The organism is Serinicoccus sp. CNJ-927 (assembly GCF_001942435.1).
GTDB classification, from domain to species: Bacteria; Actinomycetota; Actinomycetes; order Actinomycetales; family Dermatophilaceae; genus Ornithinicoccus; species Ornithinicoccus marinus.
Window position 1 is genome coordinate 1 of record NZ_MKKF01000004.1, and the last position, 20,007, is coordinate 20,007.

At 72.1% G+C, this 20,007-nt stretch carries 17 protein-coding genes and 1 pseudogene; 14 read left to right on the plus strand and 4 right to left on the minus strand.

Annotation, left to right across the window (positions count from 1 at the left end; all coding sequences use genetic code 11):
* Positions 1-646 precede the first annotated feature (646 nt).
* The gene (locus tag BJF86_RS01570) at positions 647-1,804 is read right to left on the minus strand and encodes a M20/M25/M40 family metallo-hydrolase (protein WP_075816694.1); all 1,158 of its coding nucleotides are present in this window, start codon (positions 1,802-1,804) and stop codon (positions 647-649) included.
* Positions 1,805-1,815: 11 nt separating this feature from the next.
* Here BJF86_RS01570 and BJF86_RS01575 point away from each other — a divergent pair, with 11 nt between their 5' ends.
* Together BJF86_RS01575 and BJF86_RS01580 are read left to right on the plus strand one after the other, a co-directional pair.
* A complete protein-coding gene (locus tag BJF86_RS01575) occupies positions 1,816-3,051 on the plus strand; it encodes an amidohydrolase (protein WP_022924700.1) in 1,236 nt (411 codons plus the stop codon).
* A 61-nt stretch (positions 3,052-3,112) separates the two neighbouring features.
* The gene (locus BJF86_RS01580) at positions 3,113-3,349 is read left to right on the plus strand and encodes a hypothetical protein (protein ID WP_143553627.1); all 237 of its coding nucleotides are present in this window, start codon (positions 3,113-3,115) and stop codon (positions 3,347-3,349) included.
* A gap of 7 nt (positions 3,350-3,356) precedes the next feature.
* On the opposite strand, the gene BJF86_RS01585 is transcribed toward BJF86_RS01580, so the two are convergent.
* Positions 3,357-4,091, minus strand: a complete 735-nt coding sequence (locus tag BJF86_RS01585; RefSeq protein ID WP_083652637.1) for a flavodoxin family protein — start codon at positions 4,089-4,091, stop codon at positions 3,357-3,359.
* Positions 4,092-4,177: 86 nt separating this feature from the next.
* Between BJF86_RS01585 and BJF86_RS01590 the strand changes: the two genes are divergently transcribed.
* Genes BJF86_RS01590 through BJF86_RS01605 form a run of 4 tightly spaced genes read left to right on the plus strand, consistent with a single transcriptional unit; the run spans position 4,178 to position 6,873 of the window.
* Positions 4,178-4,858 carry a haloacid dehalogenase type II gene (locus BJF86_RS01590; RefSeq protein WP_075816696.1) on the plus strand — a complete coding sequence of 227 codons (681 nt, stop codon included), beginning with the start codon at positions 4,178-4,180 and terminating at the stop codon, positions 4,856-4,858.
* A 58-nt stretch (positions 4,859-4,916) separates the two neighbouring features.
* Entirely contained in the window at positions 4,917-5,276 is a 360-nt protein-coding gene (locus BJF86_RS01595; protein WP_075816697.1) for a hypothetical protein, read from the plus strand.
* A complete protein-coding gene (locus tag BJF86_RS01600) occupies positions 5,273-6,514 on the plus strand; it encodes a saccharopine dehydrogenase family protein (RefSeq protein ID WP_075816698.1) in 1,242 nt (413 codons plus the stop codon). The genes BJF86_RS01595 and BJF86_RS01600 overlap by 4 nt, the downstream gene beginning before the upstream one ends.
* Positions 6,511-6,873: a 2-polyprenylphenol hydroxylase gene (locus BJF86_RS01605; protein WP_075813664.1), complete on the plus strand. Its 363-nt coding sequence runs from the start codon at positions 6,511-6,513 to the stop codon at positions 6,871-6,873. The genes BJF86_RS01600 and BJF86_RS01605 overlap by 4 nt, the downstream gene beginning before the upstream one ends.
* Before the next feature lie 76 nt (positions 6,874-6,949).
* On the opposite strand, the gene BJF86_RS01610 is transcribed toward BJF86_RS01605, so the two are convergent.
* On the minus strand, positions 6,950-8,899 hold the full coding sequence (locus tag BJF86_RS01610; RefSeq protein ID WP_075816699.1) for a DUF305 domain-containing protein: 1,950 nt from the start codon (positions 8,897-8,899) through the stop codon (positions 6,950-6,952).
* Positions 8,900-9,130: 231 nt separating this feature from the next.
* Here BJF86_RS01610 and BJF86_RS01615 point away from each other — a divergent pair, with 231 nt between their 5' ends.
* From BJF86_RS01615 to BJF86_RS01630, 4 genes are all read left to right on the plus strand, one after another.
* Positions 9,131-10,225 carry a tartrate dehydrogenase gene (locus BJF86_RS01615; RefSeq protein ID WP_075816700.1) on the plus strand — a complete coding sequence of 365 codons (1,095 nt, stop codon included), beginning with the start codon at positions 9,131-9,133 and terminating at the stop codon, positions 10,223-10,225.
* Positions 10,226-10,372: 147 nt separating this feature from the next.
* Positions 10,373-10,705: a PadR family transcriptional regulator gene (locus tag BJF86_RS01620; RefSeq protein ID WP_075813670.1), complete on the plus strand. Its 333-nt coding sequence runs from the start codon at positions 10,373-10,375 to the stop codon at positions 10,703-10,705.
* Between the two features lie 5 nt (positions 10,706-10,710).
* The gene (locus BJF86_RS01625; RefSeq protein WP_143553628.1) at positions 10,711-11,781 is read left to right on the plus strand and encodes a hypothetical protein; all 1,071 of its coding nucleotides are present in this window, start codon (positions 10,711-10,713) and stop codon (positions 11,779-11,781) included.
* 554 nt (positions 11,782-12,335) lie between these two features.
* Positions 12,336-13,034 (plus strand): hypothetical protein, encoded by a 699-nt coding sequence (locus BJF86_RS01630; RefSeq protein WP_075816702.1) that lies wholly within the window; start codon positions 12,336-12,338, stop codon positions 13,032-13,034.
* 27 nt (positions 13,035-13,061) lie between these two features.
* Here the strand turns inward: BJF86_RS01630 and BJF86_RS01635 are convergent, their stop codons facing one another.
* A complete protein-coding gene (locus tag BJF86_RS01635; RefSeq protein WP_075816703.1) occupies positions 13,062-14,960 on the minus strand; it encodes an FAD-binding monooxygenase in 1,899 nt (632 codons plus the stop codon).
* A gap of 97 nt (positions 14,961-15,057) precedes the next feature.
* On the opposite strand from BJF86_RS01635, the pseudogene BJF86_RS01640 reads away from it, so the two are divergent.
* The 4 genes and pseudogenes from BJF86_RS01640 to hpaD all read left to right on the plus strand — a co-directional run bounded on the left by BJF86_RS01640 (position 15,058) and on the right by hpaD (position 19,997).
* Positions 15,058-16,574: pseudogene (locus BJF86_RS01640) on the plus strand (fumarylacetoacetate hydrolase family protein).
* The gene (locus tag BJF86_RS01645; protein ID WP_075816754.1) at positions 16,571-17,305 is read left to right on the plus strand and encodes a GntR family transcriptional regulator; all 735 of its coding nucleotides are present in this window, start codon (positions 16,571-16,573) and stop codon (positions 17,303-17,305) included. Before BJF86_RS01640 ends, BJF86_RS01645 begins: the two are co-directional and overlap by 4 nt.
* Positions 17,302-18,825: a 5-carboxymethyl-2-hydroxymuconate semialdehyde dehydrogenase gene (gene hpaE / locus BJF86_RS01650; RefSeq protein ID WP_075816704.1), complete on the plus strand. Its 1,524-nt coding sequence runs from the start codon at positions 17,302-17,304 to the stop codon at positions 18,823-18,825. The genes BJF86_RS01645 and hpaE overlap by 4 nt, the downstream gene beginning before the upstream one ends.
* Positions 18,822-19,997 carry a 3,4-dihydroxyphenylacetate 2,3-dioxygenase gene (gene hpaD / locus BJF86_RS01655; protein WP_075816705.1) on the plus strand — a complete coding sequence of 392 codons (1,176 nt, stop codon included), beginning with the start codon at positions 18,822-18,824 and terminating at the stop codon, positions 19,995-19,997. Before hpaE ends, hpaD begins: the two co-directional genes overlap by 4 nt.
* Positions 19,998-20,007 lie beyond the last annotated feature (10 nt).

Consider the following 20,007-nt stretch of genomic DNA (forward strand, 5'->3'; position numbering starts at 1 on the left):
CTCCTGATCAGCGCCCAGTCCTCCATGGTGATCACACTCCAATCGTTGGCGGAGTGTCCACTTTTCGAGCGCCGCTACTGTCTACTTTTCAAGCGCCGCCGACAGGCCCAGTCCAGCAACCCCTCCCTCCGCACCAGGTCGATCAGAAGTGTCACCACCAGGTGTCCCCAAACTGTCACCGATGTCCTGACGCAGAACTGTCACCGATGTCTTGGGAGATGGCAGATCTGGCGGCAGTTTCGCCACGTGCCAGGACTTCAGTGACACATCTGCATCACGACTTCGTTGACAGTCCTGCATCAGGACGTGTGTTGCGGGTGAGGGGCCGGGACATCGTCTCCCGTATGAGCGAAGAGCCGTGTGTGCCACGACGTCGGTGACAGTCGTGTCGAGGGGCGGGCGCGACGGGCGCCGTCGACAGCCATGTCCCAGGACTCCGGTCGGCTCCCACCGGGGGGCCACAGAGCTCAGGTGAGCATCAGCGGCAGCGCCCTCGCGGCCGAGATCTGACCTCTCACACGACAGCGTCCAGCGCGATTCCAGGCCACGTGACGAGCCGTAGTAACCCTCCGTGCACACGGCCGGGCATACCCTGGCGGGCTCGTCGAGAGCACGCCGCGCGTGGGTCGCGACGCGCCGACCCTCACTACCCCGCCAACTGCTCGATGATCCCCGCCAGCAGCGCCGTCTGCCGCGGCACACCGCTCACCAGCACGTGCTCGTGCCGGGCGTGCGGTCCGGCGCCGATCCCGCCGAGCCCGTCGAGGACCGGCAGCCCGAGCGCGGCGATGAAGTTGGCGTCGCTGGCACCGCCGTCCGCCACCTCACCGACCTCGACACCCAGGTCAGCACCCGCGACCCGGGCGAGACCGACGAGCCGCGCCGTGTGCTCCCCCGGGTTCATCGGCGGCCGGTTGCGGTCGATCGCGACCTCGAGGCGGCACCGCGGGTCGTGCGGGCGCAGCGCCTCCAGGGCCGCCACGACGCGGTCCTCCTCGGCCGGCTCCTGGATCCGCACGTCGACCGCGCAGGTGGCGTGCCCGGCGACGACGTTGCGGCCGGTGCCGCCGGTGAAGGTGCCCACGTTGACGGTGGTCCCGCGCCCCGACTCCGCGAGCGCGACCACCTCGGGCACGAGGGTCGCGAGCTCGTACACCGCGCTGGCTCCGGTGTCCGGGTCCAGCCCCGCGTGCGCCTCCACGCCGTTGACGACGAGGTCCGCGAAGACCATCCCCTTGCGACGCGTCTTCACCGCCCCGTCGGCGCTGGGCTCGGTCACGAGCGTGACCAGCGCCTCGCGGGCCGCCGCCTCGAGGTGCGGTCGCCCGGCGCGCGAGCCGATCTCCTCGTCCGCCGTGAGCATCAACCGGAGGTCCGGGTGCGGCACGCCCAGCTCGAGCAGCGCCAGCAGCGCCCAGACCGTCTGCACGATCCCGAGCTTCATGTCCAGCACGCCGGGCCCGGTCAGCACGTCGCCGTCGCGGCGCAGCGGCCACCCGGCGAGCGTCCCCTCGGGCCACACCGTGTCGTAGTGCGCGAGCGACAGCACCTCGCCCGCCGCCCCGGACCCCGTCCAGGTGAGGTCGAGCACGTCGCCGAACTCACCGCCGTCGTGCTGCACCCTCCGCGCCGGCTCGCCCAACCGCCCGACGAGGTATGCCTCGATCTGCGGCAGCGCCGCCCGCAGCAGGTCCCGGCGCTGGCTCGGGGTCTCCAGCGAGACCAGCAGGTCGAGGTCCGCCAGCACGTCGTCCAGCCGGGCGGCGACAAGGTTCCGGACAGCGGCCGCGTGGGTGGTCGGCATACCCTCACCGTATGCCTGAGCCGACGACGATCCTGGACGACCACCCCGACCTGCGCGCGTCGCTGCACGACCTCTACCGCCACCTGCACGCCCACCCCGAGCTGTCCATGCAGGAGGAGGCGACCGCGACCCTGGTCGAGGAGCGGATGGGTGAGCTGGGCTACGAGGTCTTCCGGTGCGGCGGCACCGGCGTGGTCGCGACGCTGCGCAACGGCGACGGTCCCGTCGTGGCCTTCCGTGCCGACACCGACGCGCTGCCGGTCGAGGAGGACACCGGGCTGGACTACGCCTCCACCGCTCGCGGCACCCTGCCCGACGGCAGCGCCGTCCCGGTGATGCACGCTTGCGGCCACGACATGCATGTCACCGCGGCGGTGGGGGCCGCGACGCTGCTGGCGCAGGACCGCGACGGGTGGTCGGGCACGGTCGTCTTCCTCTTCCAGCCGGGGGAGGAGACCGCCCAGGGCGCGGCGGCGATGCTGGCCGACGGGCTCTGGGACCGCGCCGACCGGCCCGAGGTGGTCTACGGCCAGCACGTGTGGCCCGGCGTCACCGGCACCGTCGACCTCACCCCCGGACCGGCGATGACCTACTCCGACTCCTGGAAGGTCGTGGTCAAGGGCCGCGGCGGCCACGGCTCGCAGCCGGAGTCGACGATCGACCCGGTCGTCCTCGCCGCGCACATGATCGTGCGCATCCAGAGCCTCACGAGCCGCGAGGTCCCGGCGCAGAAGGCCGCGGTCATCACCATCGCGACCATCCACGCGGGGATGAAGGAGAACATCATCCCCGCCACCGCCGAGTTCACCATCAACATGCGCAACCTCGACGCCGACGTCCGCGACCACCTGCTCGGCGCCCTGCGCCGGGTCATCATGGCCGAGGCCATGGCCTCGGAGGCACCCGAGCCGGAGATCACCGAGATCTGCACCTTCCCGCTCCTGCACAACGACGTGGACGAGGCCGGGCGCGTGCTAGAGGTGCTGCGCGGCACGCTCGGCGAGGGGCACGTCAGCGAGATCCCGGCGGTGATGGGCAGCGAGGACTTCGGGGCGCTGCCGGACGCGATCGACGTGCCCGGCGTCTACTGGTTCTTCGGCGGCCTCACCCGGGAGGCGGTCGAGGGGGAGGAGCCCACCGTGACCAACCACTCGCCCTTCTTCGCGCCGGAGCTGGAGCCGACGCTGAGCACCGGGGTGAGCGCGGCGCACGCGGTGCTCACCGCCCGGCTGGGGGCGCGGGCATGACCGGCGAGGGGGCCTCGGGGGCGGGGAGGGCGTCGGGCGCGAGGTGTCGCAGGACCGGCGGGTGCTCCGGCTGTCGAACTCCGCCGCGGGCAGCTCCGAGGACGACGTCGTCGTCATGGGCGAGGACGTCACCCTCGTCTCCGGCCGGGAGGTCGTGGTCGAGGCGGACGCGCCCCAGGACGCCTTCCGCGTCAACACCCACGGCGAGGTCGAGCAGGACGGGGTGACGCGGCGCTCCTGGCGGCTGCTCGACCAGGGCTGGACGCTGCGGGTGCCGCAGGAGCCCGCCGGAGGCTGACGGCCGCTCAGCCCTGGCCCGCGACCGGCCGGGGCGCGGCATACCCGAAGAGCTCGCCGTCGCCGAGGGCGTTGCGGTCGTTGCCGTAGGTCGGCAGCCCGCCCGCCTCCCGCAGCAGGTGCGCGGTGTGCATGAGGTTCCAGCTCATGATCGTGGCGTTGCGGCGGGTGAAGTCGTTGTCGAAACCCACCGGGTCCGCGTCCTCGCGCGGGTCGGCGTAGGACGGCCCCGGCCCGATCTCGCCCAGCCACCCGCAGTCCGCCTGCGGCGGGATGACCATCCCCAGGTGCTGCAGCGAGAACAGCAGCGACATCGAGGTGTGCTTGACGCCGTCCTCGTTGCCGGTGATGACCGCGCCGCCGACCTTGCCGTAGTAGATCGACTGCCCGGCGTCGTTGAGCAGCCCCGACATGGCGTAGAGCCGCTCGATGACCCGCCGGCACACCGACGACTCCTCGCCGAGCCACAGCGGGGTGCCGAGCACGACGATGTCGGCCGCCTCGACCCGCGGCCACAGGGAGGGCCAGTCGTCGGTGGCGATCCCGTGCTCGCGCATGTCCGGCTGCACCCCCGGGGCGATGTCGTGGCTCACCGCGTGGAGGCGGTCCACGCTCACCCCGGCACCGGACATGAGGTGGTCCACCACGTCGAGCAGCCGGCCGGTGTGCGACTGCTCCTCCTGCGGGCTGAGTGAGCAGTTGACGAGCAGGGCGGTGAGCGAGTCGTAGCGCGGTGCGTCCACGGGGAGCCTCCTGGGCGGGTCGGGGACTCCCAGCGTGGCACGGCGGGCGGTAGCGTGCGGGCGCACCCCTTCCCGACGAGCGAGGTATGCCCGTGGCCCTGCACCGACCCGAGCTGGTCGTCCTGGACGTCAACGAGACGCTGTCGGACCTGTCGCCGCTGCGCGACCGCTTCGCCGATCTCGGCGTGCCTCCCGAGGAGGCGGCGACCTGGTTCGCCTCGCTGCTGCGGGACGGCTTCGCGCTCACCGTCACCGGCGACAACCCGGACTTCGCCCGGATCGGGCGCGAGCTCCTCGGCAGTCTGCTGGCGGGCTCGGTGGACGACGTGCCGGCCGGGGTGGAGCACGTCATGGCCGGCTTCGCCGACCTCGGGCTCCACCCGGACGTCGTGCCCGGCCTGCGGTCGCTGCGCGCGGGCGGGCTCCGGATGGTCACCCTGAGCAACGGCTCGACCGCCGTGGCCGAGGGTCTGCTCGGGCGGGCCGGCGCGCTCGATCTCGTCGAGCGGCTGCTCAGCGTCGAGGACGCCGGGCGCTGGAAGCCGGCGCCCGAGGCATACCAGCACGCGCTGGACGTCTGCGGCGTGCCCGCCGACCGCGCCGTCCTCGTCGCCGTGCACCCGTGGGACCTCCACGGGGCGCACCGGGCGGGGCTCGGCACGGCGTGGGTGGCACGGTCCGGCGGACGCTACCCCGGCCACCTCGCCGCGCCGGACCTCACGGTGGAGGATCTGCCCGCCCTGGCCGAGGCCCTCCAGCAGGCCTGAGCCCGCCGGGTGCCGGGTGCGGTGGTGGCCCGGTGCGTGGCGGTGACAGACTCGTGGCATGGACGAGCCAGAGGACGAGGGTGTGGAGTATGCCCAGGTCGTCCGCCTGCCCGTGGGACGGCGGCCGGAGACCCGCAGGATGGAGCTGGAGGGGGACGAGGTCACGGTGATCTACCTGCCGTGGCCGCACGAGGTGGACGGGCAGACGCGCCCGGCCGGCCTCTACGTCTCCGGCGACGCCGAGGCTGCCGGGGCAGGTGCGGTCGAGGACGCCTTCCTCCCGGACCACGACGAGCGCGGGCTCGAGGAGACGTGGCGCGACGCCGAGCAGGTGTTGCGACGGCACCGGCGCGCCGAGCCGGACGTCAGCGTGGCGGACGACCCCGACGACGACGCCGTGTCCCAGGACGACCGGTGAGCCGCGACCTCGACATCACGGTCTACGGCGCGACGGGCTTCGTCGGCGAGCTCGTGGCCGAGCACCTGGCGCAGGCCGCTCCGGAGGGCACGGTGATCGCCCTGGCGGGCCGGTCCGAGCCCAGGCTGCGGGCGGTGCGCGACCGGCTCGGCGAGCGGGCGGCGGAGTGGCCGCTCGTCGTCGCGGACTCCTCGGACGGCGACAGCCTCCGCGCCATGGCGCAGCGGTCCAGGGTCGTCGTGAGCACGGTCGGGCCCTACCAGCGGCACGGGCTGCCGCTGGTGCTCGCGTGCGCCGAGGCGGGCACCGACTACGCCGATCTCACCGGCGAGGTCCTCTTCGTCCGTGAGGCGATCGAGCAGGCGCACGAGGTCGCCCGGCGCAGCGGTGCCCGGATCGTCGTCTCCTGCGGCTTCGACTCGGTGCCCTCCGACCTCGGCGTCCACCTGCTCCACCGCGCCGCGCAGGAGGCCGGTGCCGGTGGCCTCACCGACACCACCATGTGGGTGCGGGAGGCCAAGGGCGGCTTCAGCGGCGGCACCGTCGACTCGATGCGCGGCCAGCTGCGGCAGATGGCCGACGAGCCTCACCTGCGCCGCGTCGTGGCCGACCCCTTCGCGCTGAGCGGCGGCCGCAGCGGGGCTCCTGGGCAGCGCGACGTCATGCGGCCGTTCGTCGAGCAGGACAGCGGCAGGTGGACGGCGCCCTTCGTCATGGCGTCCTACAACACCCGCGTGGTGCGCCGCTCGGACGCGCTCCGGGACGGCGCCTACGGGCCCGCCTTCCGCTACCGCGAGGTCATCGGCACCGGCCGCGGCTGGCGTGGCGCGGTGCGTGCCCGGCTGGTCGCCGGCGGCCTCGGCGCGCTCGCCGGCTCGATGATGGTGCCCGGTCTGCGCTCCCTGGTCGACCGCGCGCTGCCCTCGCCGGGCGAGGGACCGAGCCGGGAGACCCGCGAGGCCGGCTCCTTCCGCACCGAGACGATCACCACGACGCAGGACGGTCGCCGGTGGGCGGCAACCGTCGCCGCGCAGGGCGACCCGGGGTATGCCGCGACCTCCGTCGAGCTCGGGCAGGCCGCCCTCGTGCTGCTCGCCACCCGCGGCGAGCAGGGGCGGTCCGGCGGTGTGCTCACCCCGGCGGTCGCGCTCGGGGACGACCTCGTGGCGGCGCTGCGCGCGCAGGGGTTCACGCTCGAGGTCCGCAAGCTGGGGGACGAGGACCTGCGGGCCGCGTGAGCGACGAGACGACGCCCGGCCACGGCGGGACAGATCCTGTCGACGACGAGCGCTGGTTGGTCGTCGACGGCCGCCGCTGGCGGCGGCAGGACCCTCACCTGCCGGAAGAGGTCGCAGCCGAGCTGCTGTCGCACCTGGGGCGGGGCCGCTCGGCGGTACGGGCATACCGGCGCCGCGGTGAGGACCCCGCGCCGGCCCGTCGCCGCGTCGACCTGGCCAAGCACGGGCTGGGGGAGCGCGGCACACCGTGGTGGGAGCAGGACGACGAGGCGCGGCGCGCGCGGTGGCAGGAGGCGCTGGACGAGCTGTCCGCGCTGGACCGGGACGGGGCTTCCGGCGAGGACGACGACCGGACCTGACCGTTCGCGGGACGCACGCGACGGCACCCGGCACGCCCGTGGGGACGGGCGCACCGGGTGCCGGCGGTGAGGCGGGTCAGACGGCCTGCCGCAGCTGCTCCATCTCCCAGATCTGCGCCTCCTGGGTGACCAGGAGGTCGGAGGCGAACTGCTGGACGAAGAAGTCCGTGCCCTCGAGGCTCACGTCGACCGCCATGTCCACCGCGCCCTCGTGGTGCGGGATCATCAGGTCGAGGAACATCGCGTCGAACTCGGCCCCGTCAGCGTTGCGCAGCGCGCGCATCTCCTGCCGGGTCGCCATGCCCATCTGCTCGACCATCTCCGGGTCGCCCAGTATCTGGCGGTAGGCCTTCTTCTCGTTGGTGACCGGCAGGTCGTTGCGGGCCTGCCAGCCCTGCATCGCGTCGATCTCCAGACCCTGCTCGACCAGGATCCTCGCCGCCAGCGCCTTGACCTGCGGGTTCTCGGCCCGGCTCGGGGCCATGCGGCTCATGAGGACGGCCTGGTGGTGGTGCGGGGCCATCATGTGCATGAACATCTGGTCCGCGTCGTTGGCCTCGTTGGTCTCGGCGAGGCCGAGCGAGCGGTCCGTGCTGGCGAGGCGCTCGGCACCGGCGGCCGACATCGACGTGGCCGACTCACCCGGCATACCGGGCACGACGACCGGGGCCTCCTCGGTGTCGCCAGCGGCGGTCATCGACGGCAGGCGCCCGCGCTGACGACCCTCGGCGTACTGGTACTGCGTCTGCGCGTTGAGCACGTCGAAGGTGACCCGGCGGTCGCCACGCGTGCCGCGGATCCGCAGCACGTCCAGGCCCTGCTCGATGTCGCTGGAGTAGATGTGGCCGTTGTAGTAGTACGCCGACCAGGAGCCACCGACGGTGAGGAACTCGTCGGACAGCGCGCCCCGGTCGAAGTAGCCGATCTCCTCCGGCTCCGAGGAGTTGGTGAAGTCGAAGACCGAGACACCACCCTGGTACCACGCCTGCACCATCATGTCGCCGCCGTTGATCGGGACGAGCGAGCCGTTGTGGGCCACGCAGTTCTCGTTGTCGGTCTGGTTCCGCGGGATCTTGTAGTAGCTGCGGAAGACCAGCTCGCGCGAGCTGCCGGCCCCGGCGATGTCGAAGATCGCGTTGGCGCCGCGGTTGGGCCCGACCTCCTCGTTGCAGGTGGCCGCGCCACCGCCACCGAGCTCGTCGGTGAAGACGACCTTGGTGCCGTAGTTGTTGAAGGTGGCCGAGTGCCAGAACGCGAAGTTGGCGTCGCGCACCCGCTCGATCACCCGCGGCTGCACCGGGTCGGAGATGTCCATGAGGATGCCGTTGCCCATGCAGGCGCCGGCCGCGAGCTCACGCTCCGGGGCCACGGTGATGTCGTGGCACCCGCTCGTGCCGGGGGCACCGCCGCCGGGGAAGAGCACCGGCTCGGCGATGACCGAGGCCGAGCCCGGGTCGTCCAGCGGCACGTCGACGATGGAGATGCTGTCGTGCGGCGGCTGGCAGTTGGGGAAGGCGTCGTTGGGGCCGTAGGAGGAGACGTAGAGGTAGGCGCTCTCACCCTCCGGGTCGGGGACATAGGTATGGGTGTGCGAGCCGCACTCGGTCGCGACCGCGCCGACGTAGTCCGGGTTGCGCAGGTTGCTGATGTCGAAGATCCGCACGCCCTCCCAGCCCTCGGGGTCGCCGCTGTTGGTGGGCTCGCTGGTGCACGAGGTGCTGGTGCGGGCGTAGTCCACCGAGAAGAACAGCAGCGAGCCGTCGTTGGTGACCGAGATGTCGCCCTGGCCACCGGGGCAGAGCACCTGGCTGACGATCTGCGGGTTCCGCGGGCGCGAGATGTCCCAGATCGTGAAGCCGTCGTAGTTGCCCTGGAAGGCGTAGTCGCCCCAGAAGGCGATGTCGGAGTTGAAGCCGTTGTCCAGCGGCGAGCGCTTGGGCGTGTTGTCGAGCAGCGACATGTTGTCGCTGATGTCGACGTCGTCGGGATCGGCCTGGACCGTCCCCGGCAGCAGCGTGACCGTCATGACCAGCGCGATCAGGGCAGCAGCCCAGCCTCGCAGCAGTCGACGTGTGGAGACCGCGTGACTTCGCATGTGACAAACCCCCGTTGGTTCGACGATGAACGTGGATGCGGTGCTCTCGACGGTAGACCCGGCCTCAGGCGATCACCAGGAACTTGACGGGATCTTGGACAGACCTTGACGGGGCCTTTACTTCCGGGAGTCGATGGAGGGGGTCGCCCCTAGGCTGGTGCCATGAGTCCGACCGTCGAGGAGTCCGCACAGCAGGTCAGGGTCGCCGTCATCCCCGGCGACGGGATCGGCACGGAGGTGATGGAGCCGACGCTGGAGATCCTGGAGACCGTCGGCGAGCGGCACGGGCTGGCCTTCACCTGGCAGCACCACGACTGGAGCTGCGAGCACTACACCCGGACGGGGCGGATGATGCCCGAGGACGGCCTGGACCAACTGGCCGAGGTCGACCAGATCCTGCTCGGGGCGGTCGGTTTCCCCGGGGTGCCGGACCACGTCTCGCTCTGGGGACTGCTCATCCCGATCCGGCGCGCCTTCAAGCAGTACATCAACCTGCGGCCGGTCCGGCTCATGCCAGGGATCGAGTGCCCGTTGCGGCTGCCGGAGGGCGCCGACATCGACTTCCTCGTCGTCCGGGAGAACAACGAGGGGGAGTACTCCGAGGTCGGCGGGCGCATGTATCGCGGCACCCCTGACGAGGTGGCCGTCCAGGAGTCGGTCTTCACCCGGCGCGGCGTCGAGCGGGCCGCCCGGTATGCCCTGCAGCTCGCGGCCGACCGGTCCGGCTCGCTGGCCTCGGCGACCAAGTCCAACGGGATCGTGCACACGATGCCGTTCTGGGACGAGGTGGTCCACGCCTGCGCCGAGGACTTCCCGGGCGTGGAGGTGCGGGACTACCACATCGACGCGCTCTCGGCGCTCTTCGTGCTCGACCCCGGCCGCTTCGACGTCGTCGTCGCCTCCAACCTCTTCGGCGACATCCTCACCGACCTCGGCGCCGCGATCATCGGCAGCATCGGCATCGCACCGTCGGCCAACCTCAACCCCGAGGGCGAGCACCCCTCGATGTTCGAGCCGGTGCACGGGTCGGCCCCGGACATCGCCGGTCAGGGGATCGCCAACCCGCTCGGTCAGATCTGGGCGGCGTCGATGATGCTCGACCACCTGGGCCACCCGCAGGCGGCGGCCGAGGTCGTGGCCGCGGTGGAGGCCAGCCTGGCCGTGGGCATACGCACGCCCGACCTCGGGGGTTCGGCGACCACGACCGAGGTGGCGGACGCCGTGCGCGAGCAGCTGCGTGGCGGGACGGGCGTGTGAGGATCCTCGAGGTGCGCGAGCGCACCTTCCGAGCTGCGCGGCATCGGCGTCGAGGGCAAGGCCGACCTGGCGCAAGGTGTGCGCGGAGCTGGCCTGCTGACAGGGCGGATCTTGCTTCGTATCTAAGTACGTGCTGTACTTAGATACATGAACGACGAGCCCAGGTGGCCGGCCCCGTGGGTCCGGGCTGCGCTGGAGCTGGCGATCCTGGGCAGTCTGGCCCCCGGCCCCGTCCATGGATATGCCGTGGCCCAAGTCCTGCAGGAGCGGGGCTTCGGGCGGTTGCGCGGGGGCTCTCTCTACCCGGCGCTCGCCCGGCTCCAGGAGTCCGGGGCGATCGAGGCGACGTGGGTAGAGGGTGCGGCCGGGCCGGGCCGGAAGGACTACCGCCTGACCGTCGAGGGTCGGGTGCGGCTCGACGAGGGGCTCGCCGCCTGGCGTGAGCTCACGGACACCCTGGACACGGACGACGAGAGGTGAGGGTGATGGGGGAGCGAGACGGGTCGGCGACGGCCTCGACCTCGGACGTCCTGCAGGCATACCGGGATGCCCGGGCGCAGGCGGAGGACGAGACGTGGGCCTCGAGGGTCCTGGCGCTGTCGGTCACCCAGGGCGTGCGCCTGGACGTGCTGGAGCGCGAGCTCTGGGGCGCGCTGGAGCTGGTCCGCGAGAGCGGTGAGCCGGCCGAGGACCTCTACGGCCCGGCGCAGGAGTGGGCCCAGGACCGCATCGAGGAACGGGTGGCACGAGGTCAGCGCGTGGTGGACTCCGTCGCGGACACGGAATGGCGGGACGTGCCTGTCGTGGGATCGGTCGTGGCCGGGATCCTCAGCCTGCTCATCCTCGCCGTCTGGTGGGCGCGAGACGGGCTGACCACGGACTACACGGCCGGTCTGCTCCTCTTGCCGGTGGCGAGCGGGTTCGGGGTCATCCTGGCCCTCGCCACCTGGGAGCGGGTGCTGCGACGGCACTCCTGGACGATCGCGGTCACGATCGGGCTGGTGCTCGCCGCCGTCGGCGTGGGGCTGCTCACCTGGCTCGTCTGGGGCACCAGGGGTGAGGTGGTCGCCACCGGGAGCGTCTTCTGGCTCGCGGCCCTGTCGGCTGCACACTTCGGCGTCGCAGCGCTCCTCGAGCGGGTCCTGCAGAGCCAGGATCGACGCCCCCGCCCCAGGCCCGCCCGCGTGAGGGATGACGAGGAGTGGGAGCGGGACCTTGCCGGGGCACTCCGGTTCCGGCTGGACCTGCGCGAGGCCCAGGTCCGCGACATCGTCCGGGAGGCCAGGGCGCACACCGTGGAGTCCGGTCGCTCGCTGGAGGAGGACTTCGGTGCTGCGGACGGCTACGCCGCGAGCTTCCCGAGGGACCGGAGGGCGGCGGCTCGGCGGATCGCCTGGGCGCGATCCGCCATGGTCCTCGTGGCCGCCTTCCTCGCCTTCGGCGGTCTGCTCGACCGGCTCGCCTGGGCCGAGGTGTCCTGGGTAGGGCTCACCGTGCTCGTCCTCGCCGGGGGCCTGGCGACGTCCGCCTGGCGTCGCTACCTCGCCGAGGGTTGAGTGCCCGGCGGCCCGCTGATGGACTCGCGCACCGTCAGTCGCCACGGGACCTCGGGGTGGCGCCGGCGGTGCGGTGGAGCCGTGGATGCGGTCGATGAGCAGGTCGCGCACGGAGCCGGTCAGGGCCTCCAGGTCGTGGGAGACCGTGGCGAGGGACGGGTTGTGGAAGCGGCCCTTCGCGATGTACTGGGCGACGAAGGGGATCGACCGGAACAGGCCCGTCATCGACGCCTCGGGCTACAGCCACCGGGTGCCGACGACGGACCTCTGGGACAGCCACGACGACACGCAGGACCCCGAGCGGTTCGTTTCCAGGACGCGACCCAGGACGCGGGCGAGTCGTGGGGGTATGGCGACCGGGTGCGCGACGAGGAGGAGTTCTACTCCCGCGCCGAGGGGCTCACCCGCGTGCTCGACGGCGAGCGCATCCGGCGCATCTTCAGCGGGCCGGCGGCCTACGAGGAGTGAGCGGCCGACCGTCGAAGGCCCGCCCCGGCAGGCCCTTCACGGTCGGGCGAGCCTGAGCGGGCGCACGTCCGCCTAGAGTTGCGCGTATGGGGTCGGTCGAGCGGGGCACGCACGCAGCGGACCGGGTCGCCGACGTCCTGCGCGTCGTGCTGGCCCTCTGCGGCATCGTCGTGGTGACCGGGATCGCTGCTGTCGTCGGGTTCGTCGTGGGCGTCTTCCTCGATCTCGGTGAGGCCAGCGACGCCGCCGAGCGTCAGCGCGCCGAGACCGAGGCGGCGCTCGAGGCGCTTCCTGGGGTGGTCGAGAGCGAGGCGAGGACGACCAGCCTGGGCAAGGGATGGGACCACGACGCGAGGGCCGCGCTCGCCCCAGACCTGGGCGACGCCGAGCGGGGCGAGCTCAGCGCGGGGCTGGGGCCGGTGCCCCTCGGCGGGTCGGCGGACCTCACCATCGAGGATCACCGTTCGGAGCTGACCGCGCGCGTCGCCCTCACCCCGGAGGTCGTGGACTGGTGGTATGCCCTCGCCACGGAGCTGGAGCAGGGCGAGGGCACCGGTTGGGTCCGGTGCGTCTTGGACTGGGAGGAACTGACCTGCCACGTGGACAACGCCACCGACCAGGACGTGGCGACGGCGATGTCAGGCGTGGGGACGGGTCAGCTGGAGCAGTGGGCCGCGGCCCGGTCCGACAGCGGCGTCGAGCCGGAGATCGCGGTCGTCGTCGGTCTCGGCAGCGATCCGGTGCGGCTACGTTCCCTGGAGGAGCTGCGCGCCTTCTGCTGCTGAGACGTCGTCGTGCGCTGCTGACGGGCGTCAGCCCTGCTCGAGCATCAGCCCGTCGAAGTAGGCCGCGAGCTCGTCGTGCGCGGTGAGCGGGAGGATCGCCGAGACGTACTGGTCGGGGCGGACCACGACGACGACCCCGTCACGGGACAGCGAGCGCTCCTCGAAGATGTCGACGTCGGTCCACGCGCTGGGCGCGGCGGCGAAGACCTTCTCCCAGTCCATGAGTCCCAGCGACCCGCTGCGCGGCCGGAAGATCTCGGGGACCCGCGTGATGTCGACGTCCTCGTAGGGCTGCTGGTAGACCACCTTGACGTCGAAGACGGCGTCGGCGTCGTCCCCGGCCGGGGTGTACCGGCTCATCGGTGACGCGGGGGAGCAGGCCCACTCCGCCCACTCGGCGAGCACCGAGGGCTCACCCGCAGCCGGGGCGTCGGCGAAGGCATACACCCGCCAGCGGCCGTCCGCCCGCGCGTGGTGGCCGAGGTGGACGGCGTTGCCGTCGCAGACCCGCACGACCTCGACGGATTTGAAGCGCTTGCCCAGCGGGAAGCCCTCGGCGAGGCCCTGGTGCTCGCCGTCCGCGACCAGGTCGGAGGCGGCGTACTGCGTCATGAAGCCGGAGGGGAACTCGGCGGTGCCGAGGTAGAACGTCGCGAGCTCGGAGGGGTCGGTGATGTCCTCCGGCTTGCGGGCCATGAGCGAGGACCACTCGCGGTCGAAGTCGATGAGCTGCTGGGCGACCGGCTGCCGCTCCGCCGAGTAGGTCGTCAGCAGCGACGCGGGGCTGAGGCCGGTCAGCACGTGGCCGAGCTTCCACCCGAGGTTGAAGCCGTCCTGCATCGAGACGTTCATCCCCTGGCCGGCCTTGGCGCTGTGCGTGTGGCAGGCGTCGCCGGTGAGGAAGACCCGCGGGGTCCGGCTGTCCTCCTCGCCCTCCGGCACGTCGTCGAACTTGTCGGTCACGCGGTGGCCGACCTCGTAGACGCTGTGCCAGGCGACCTCCTGCACGTCGAGGGAGTAGGGGTGCAGGATCTCGTTGGCCCGGGCGATGATCTCCTCGACCGGGGTCCTGCGGATGCTGCGGTCGGCGTCCTCGGGCGACTCGCCGAGGTCGATGTACATCCGGGACAGGTAGCCACCCTCGCGCGGGATGTGCAGGATGTTGCCGGCCTCGGCATTGATCGCGCACTTGGTCCGCCAGTCCGGGAAGTCGGTGTTGACCAGCACGTCCATGACGCCCCACGCGTGCCGCGCCAGCTCCCCGATGTGCCGGCGGCCGATCGCCTCGCGCACCCCGCTGCGCGCGCCGTCGCACCCGGCGACGTACTTCGCGCGGACGGTGACCTCCTCGCCCTCGCGCTCCCCGGCGACGTGCCGCAGCGTGACCTCGACCGGGTGCTCGCCCTCGTCGTGGACGGTGAGCCCGACGAACTCGACACCATAGTCCGGCACGATCCGGCCGGGGCCACGGGCGGCGGCCTCGGCGAAGTAGTCGAGCACGCGCGCCTGGTTGACGATGAGGTGCGGGAACTCGCTGATCTTGAAGCCGTAGTCCTCGGTCCGCGCGGTCCGCACGATGCGGGTCGGGTCGTCGGGGTCGGGTCCCCAGAAGTTCATGTAGGCGATGTTGTAGGCCTCGGCGGTGATCCGTTCGGCGAAGCCGAAGGCCTGGAAGGTCTCGACGCTGCGCGGCTGGATGCCGTCGGCCTGGCCCAGCTCGAGCCGTCCGGCGCGGCGCTCCACCAGCCGGGTGCTCAGCTGCGGGAACTGCGAGAGCTGCGCGGCCAGCAGCATCCCCGCCGGTCCGGAGCCCACGATGAGCACGTCGCACTCTGGCGGCAGGTCAGCGGGCCGGTCCACCCCCGTGCCCGCCGCCTCCTCGACGCGCGGGTCGCCCGAGACGTAGCCGTGGTGGTGGAACTGCATGGGCTGACTCCTTCGTCGACCGTGCGGGAGACTGGTCCCGCCCTGCGCGTGCCGCCGATCATATACAATCCCGGCACCTGCAACAGTGAGAGGGCCGATGACGACCGACGCAGCGCACCCCCGTGACGACGACCCGCGGTTCGCCGGGCTCCCGTGCCGCCCCGGCAAGATCATCGCCGTCCACCTGAGCTACGGCTCGCGCGCCGACCAGCGGGGCCGCCGGCCCGAGCACCCCTCCTACTTCCTCAAGCCCGCCAGCTCGGTCACCGTCTCCGGCAGCACCGTCGAGCGCCCGGCCGGCACCGAGCTGCTCGCCTTCGAGGGCGAGATCGCGCTGGTCATCGGCACCCCCGCCCACCACGTCTCGGCGGAGGAGGCGTGGTCGCACGTCGGCTGGGTCACGGCCGCCAACGACCTTGGCGTCTACGACCTGCGCGCCAACGACAAGGGATCCAACGTCCGCTCCAAGGGCCGCGACGGGTATACCCCGGTCGGCCCCTCGCTCATCGACGCCGCCGCAGTGCACCCGGACGCGCTGCGCGTGCGGACCTGGGTCAACGGCGACCTGGTGCAGGTCGACACCACGGCCGGGCTGATCTTCCCGCTGGCGCAGATCGTGGCCGACCTGGCCCAGCACCTCACCCTGGAGCGGGGCGACGTCATCCTCACCGGGACCCCGGCCGGCTCCTCGGTCATCGAGCCCGGCGACGTCGTCGAGGTCGAGGTCGACGCGCCCTCCTCGCCGGACAGTCCGACGAGCGGGCGCCTGGTCACCACGGTCGTGGCCGGGGAGCAGGACTTCGACGCCGACCTCGGGTCGCTGCCCTCGGTTGACGACACCCAGCGCGCCGAGGCCTGGGGGTCGCGGGAGGCGGCCGGGCTTCCCGCCGACGACGCTGGGCAGGAGACCTCCGGCTCCACCCTCGACCCCGAGCTGCGCGCAAAGCTCCTGGAGGCACCGACCGCCGGGCTGTCCCAGCAGCTGCGTCAGCGGGGCCTGGACGACGTCACCATCGACGGCGTGCGGCCGATGCACCCGGGCGCCAAGCTCGTCGGCGTGGCCCGCACCCTGCGCTTCGTCCCGCACCGCCCAGACCTCTTCGCCAGCCACGGGGGTGGCTACAACGCGCAGAAGCGCGCCTTCGACGCCGTCGGCGAGGGCGAGGTCATCGTCATCGAGGCCCGGGGCGAAGCCGGCTCGGGCACGCTCGGCGACATCCTCGCGATCCGCGCGCACGCGGCCGGGGCGGCCGGCATCGTCACCGACGGCGGGGTCCGCGACCACGACGCCGTCGCCGCCGTGGGAATCCCGGTCTACTGCGCCGGGGCCCACCCGGCGGTCCTCGGCCGCAAGCACGTCCCCTGGGACGTCGACCTGACCATCGCCTGCGGCGGCACCACCGTCCAGCCCGGCGACATCCTCGTCGGCGACGCCGACGGCGTGCTCGTCATCCCGCCCGCCTGGCGGCGGAGGTCGCCGACGCCGCGCTCGCCAAGGAGGCCGAGGACGCCTGGATCGCCGAGCGGGTCGCCGAGGGGCACCCGGTGGACGGCCTCTTCCCGATGAACGCGGAGTGGAGAGCGAGGTACGACGCGTGGCGGCAGCAGGGCTGAGCGAGGTCGAGCCCGCCGGGCTGAGCAAGTCGCAGCGGGCATACCAGTGGATCAAGGGCGGGATCGCCCGGCAGGAGCTGACCCCGGGCTACCGTCTCGTGCTCGCCTCGATCGCGACCGAGCTCGACATGAGCGTCGTGCCGGTGCGCGAGGCGCTGCGCCAGCTCGAGGCGGAGGGGCTGGTGACCTTCGAGCGCAACGTCGGGGCCCGGGTCTCGATGGTCGACGACTCCGGCTACCGCCACAGCATGGCGGCGCTCGCGGTGCTCGAGGGCGCGGCGACCGCGCTGGCGGCGCCGCACCTGAGCGCGACGGACGTCCGCGCCGCGCGTGACGTCAACGCCCTGATGATCCGCACCCTCGAGGACTTCGACCCGCGCGTCTTCACCCGGCTCAACGAGGAGTTCCACGCCACCCTGTATGCCCGGTGCCCCAACCCGCGGCTCGTCGAGCTCGTCGCGGCCGAGTGGGCCCGGCTGGGGCACCTGCGCGACTCCACCTTCAGCTTCGTGCCCGGCCGGGCCCAGGAGTCCGTCGCCGAGCACGAGCAGCTGCTCGCGCTGATCGAACGGCAGGCCCCGGCGGCGGAGATCGAAACCGCCGCACGGCGGCACCGGTGCAACACGCTGGAGGCCTACCTCGACACCTGTCCCGACCCCGACCACCCGGGCGAGGCCCCCGCCTCGCTTCACCTCGACGGCACCGTGCCCACCAGGAGGACTGAGCGATGACCGAGACCGCCACCAGCGGGGCGACCCGGCACCGGCCGGACGACCTGCCCGACCGCATCCAGCACTACATCGACGGCGAGCTCGTCGACTCGGTCGACGGCGGCACCTTCGAGGTGCTCGACCCCGTCTCCAACGAGACCTACCTGCACGCCGCCGCCGGCACCGCCGCCGACGTCGACCGAGCCGTCGCCGCCGCCCGCCGGGCGTTCACCGACGGCCCCTGGCCGGGGATGCTGCCGCGCGAGCGCAGCCGGGTGCTGCACCGGATCGCCGACCTCGTGGAGTCCCGCGACGCCCGGCTCGCCGAGCTGGAGTCCTTCGACTCCGGCCTGCCGATCACCCAGGCGCTGGGCCAGGCGCGGCGGGCGGCGGAGAACTTCCGCTTCTTCGCCGACCTCGTCGTCGCCCAGGCCGACGACACCTACAAGGTGCCCGGCCGGCAGATGAACTACGTCAACCGCAAGCCGATCGGCGTCGCCGGTCTCATCACTCCCTGGAACACGCCCTTCATGCTCGAGTCGTGGAAGCTCGCGCCCGCGCTGGCCACCGGCAACACCGTGGTGCTCAAGCCGGCCGAGTTCACCCCCTTGTCGGCCTCGCTGTGGGCCGGGATCTTCGAGGAAGCGGGCCTTCCGCAGGGCGTCTTCAACCTGGTCAACGGGCTGGGGGAGGAGGCCGGGGACGCCCTGGTCAAGCACCCGGACGTGCCGCTCATCTCGTTCACCGGCGAGAGTCGCACCGGGCAGCTCATCTTCGCCAACGCCGCGCCCTTCCTCAAGGGGCTGTCGATGGAGCTCGGCGGCAAGTCGCCCGCGGTCGTCTTCGCCGACGCCGACCTGGAGGCCGCGGTCGACGCGACGATCTTCGGCGTCTTCTCCCTCAACGGCGAGCGCTGCACCGCGGGCAGCCGCATCCTGGTGCAGCGGGAGGTCTACGACGAGTTCGTGGAGCGGTATGCCGCGCAGGCGCAACGGGTGGTGGTCGGTCACCCGCACGAGGAGAGCACCGAGGTCGGCGCGCTGGTCCACCCCGAGCACTTCGACAAGGTCATGAGCTACGTCGAGATCGGCAAGGATGAGGGGCGCCTGGTCGCCGGTGGCGGCCGCCCCGAGGGCTTCGAGACCGGCAACTTCGTCGCGCCGACCGTCTTCGTCGACGTGCCGGCGGACGCCCGGATCTTCCAGGAGGAGATCTTCGGCCCGGTCGTGGCGATCACCCCCTTCGACACCGAGGAGGAGGCGCTCGAGCTGGCCAACGGGGTGAGGTACGGCCTGGCCGCCTACATCTGGACCAACGACCTCACCCGCGCCCACACCTTCGCCCAGTCCGTGGAGGCGGGCATGGTGTGGCTCAACTCCAACAACGTGCGCGACCTGCGCACCCCCTTCGGCGGCGTCAAGGCCTCCGGCCTGGGACACGAGGGCGGCTACCGGTCCATCGACTTCTACACCGACCAGCAGGCCGTGCACATCACCCTGGGCGCGGCGCATCACCCCACCTTCGGGAAGGCGCAGCGATGACCAGCGACCAGACCGGCAACACCGACCGGGTCCGCACCTCCTCCGGCTACTTCGTCTCCCAGGAGGCGCCGATCCGGACCGACGACCCCATCCCGACCCCGTCGGCGCCACCGCCGGACATCCTGCGCTGCGCCTACATGGAGATCGTCGTCACCGACCTCGCCAGGTCCCGCGACTTCTACGTGGACGTGCTCGGGCTGACCGTCACCGAGGAGGACGACTCCACCGTCTACCTCCGCTCGATCGAGGAGTTCATCCACCACAACCTCGTCCTGCGCCAGGGGCCAGTGGCCGCGGTGGCCGCCTTCTCCTACCGGGTGCGCAGCCCGCAGGAGCTGGACCGGGCGGTCGACTTCTACACCGAGCTCGGGTGCCGGGTCGAGCGCCGGGCCGAGGGCTTCACGAAGGGCATCGGCGACTCGGTCCGGGTCACCGACCCGCTGGGCTTCCCCTACGAGTTCTTCTACGACGTCGAGCACGTCGAGCGGCTCGCCTGGCGCTACGACCTGCACACGCCGGGCGCGCTCGTCCGCCTGGACCACTTCAACCAGGTGACGCCCGACGTGCCCCGGGCCACGAAGTTCATGCAGGACCTGGGCTTCCGCGTCACCGAGGACATCCAGGACGACGCGGGCACGGTGTATGCCGCGTGGATGCGGCGCAAGCCGACCGTCCACGACACCGCGATGACCGGCGGCGACGGCCCGCGGATGCACCACGTCGCCTTCTCCACGCACGAGAAGCACAACATCCTGGCGATCTGCGACAAGCTCGGGGCGCTGCGCCGCTCGGACGCCATCGAGCGCGGCCCGGGCCGGCACGGGGTGTCCAACGCCTTCTACCTCTACCTGCGCGACCCGGACGGGCACCGGGTGGAGATCTACACCCAGGACTACTACACCGGTGACCCGGACAACCCCGTCATCACCTGGGACGTCCACGACAACCAGCGCCGGGACTGGTGGGGCAACCCGGTGGTGCCGAGCTGGTACACCGAGGCCTCCCTCGTGCTCGACCTCGACGGCAACCCGCAGCCGGTGCGCGAGCGCACCGACGACTCCGAGATGGGCGTGACCATCGGAGCCGACGGCTTCTCCTACACCCGCCGGGACGAGGACGAGGAGATGCCCAGCTGGAAGAAGGGCGAGTACAAGCTGGGCCACCAGCTGTGACGAGGGAGGA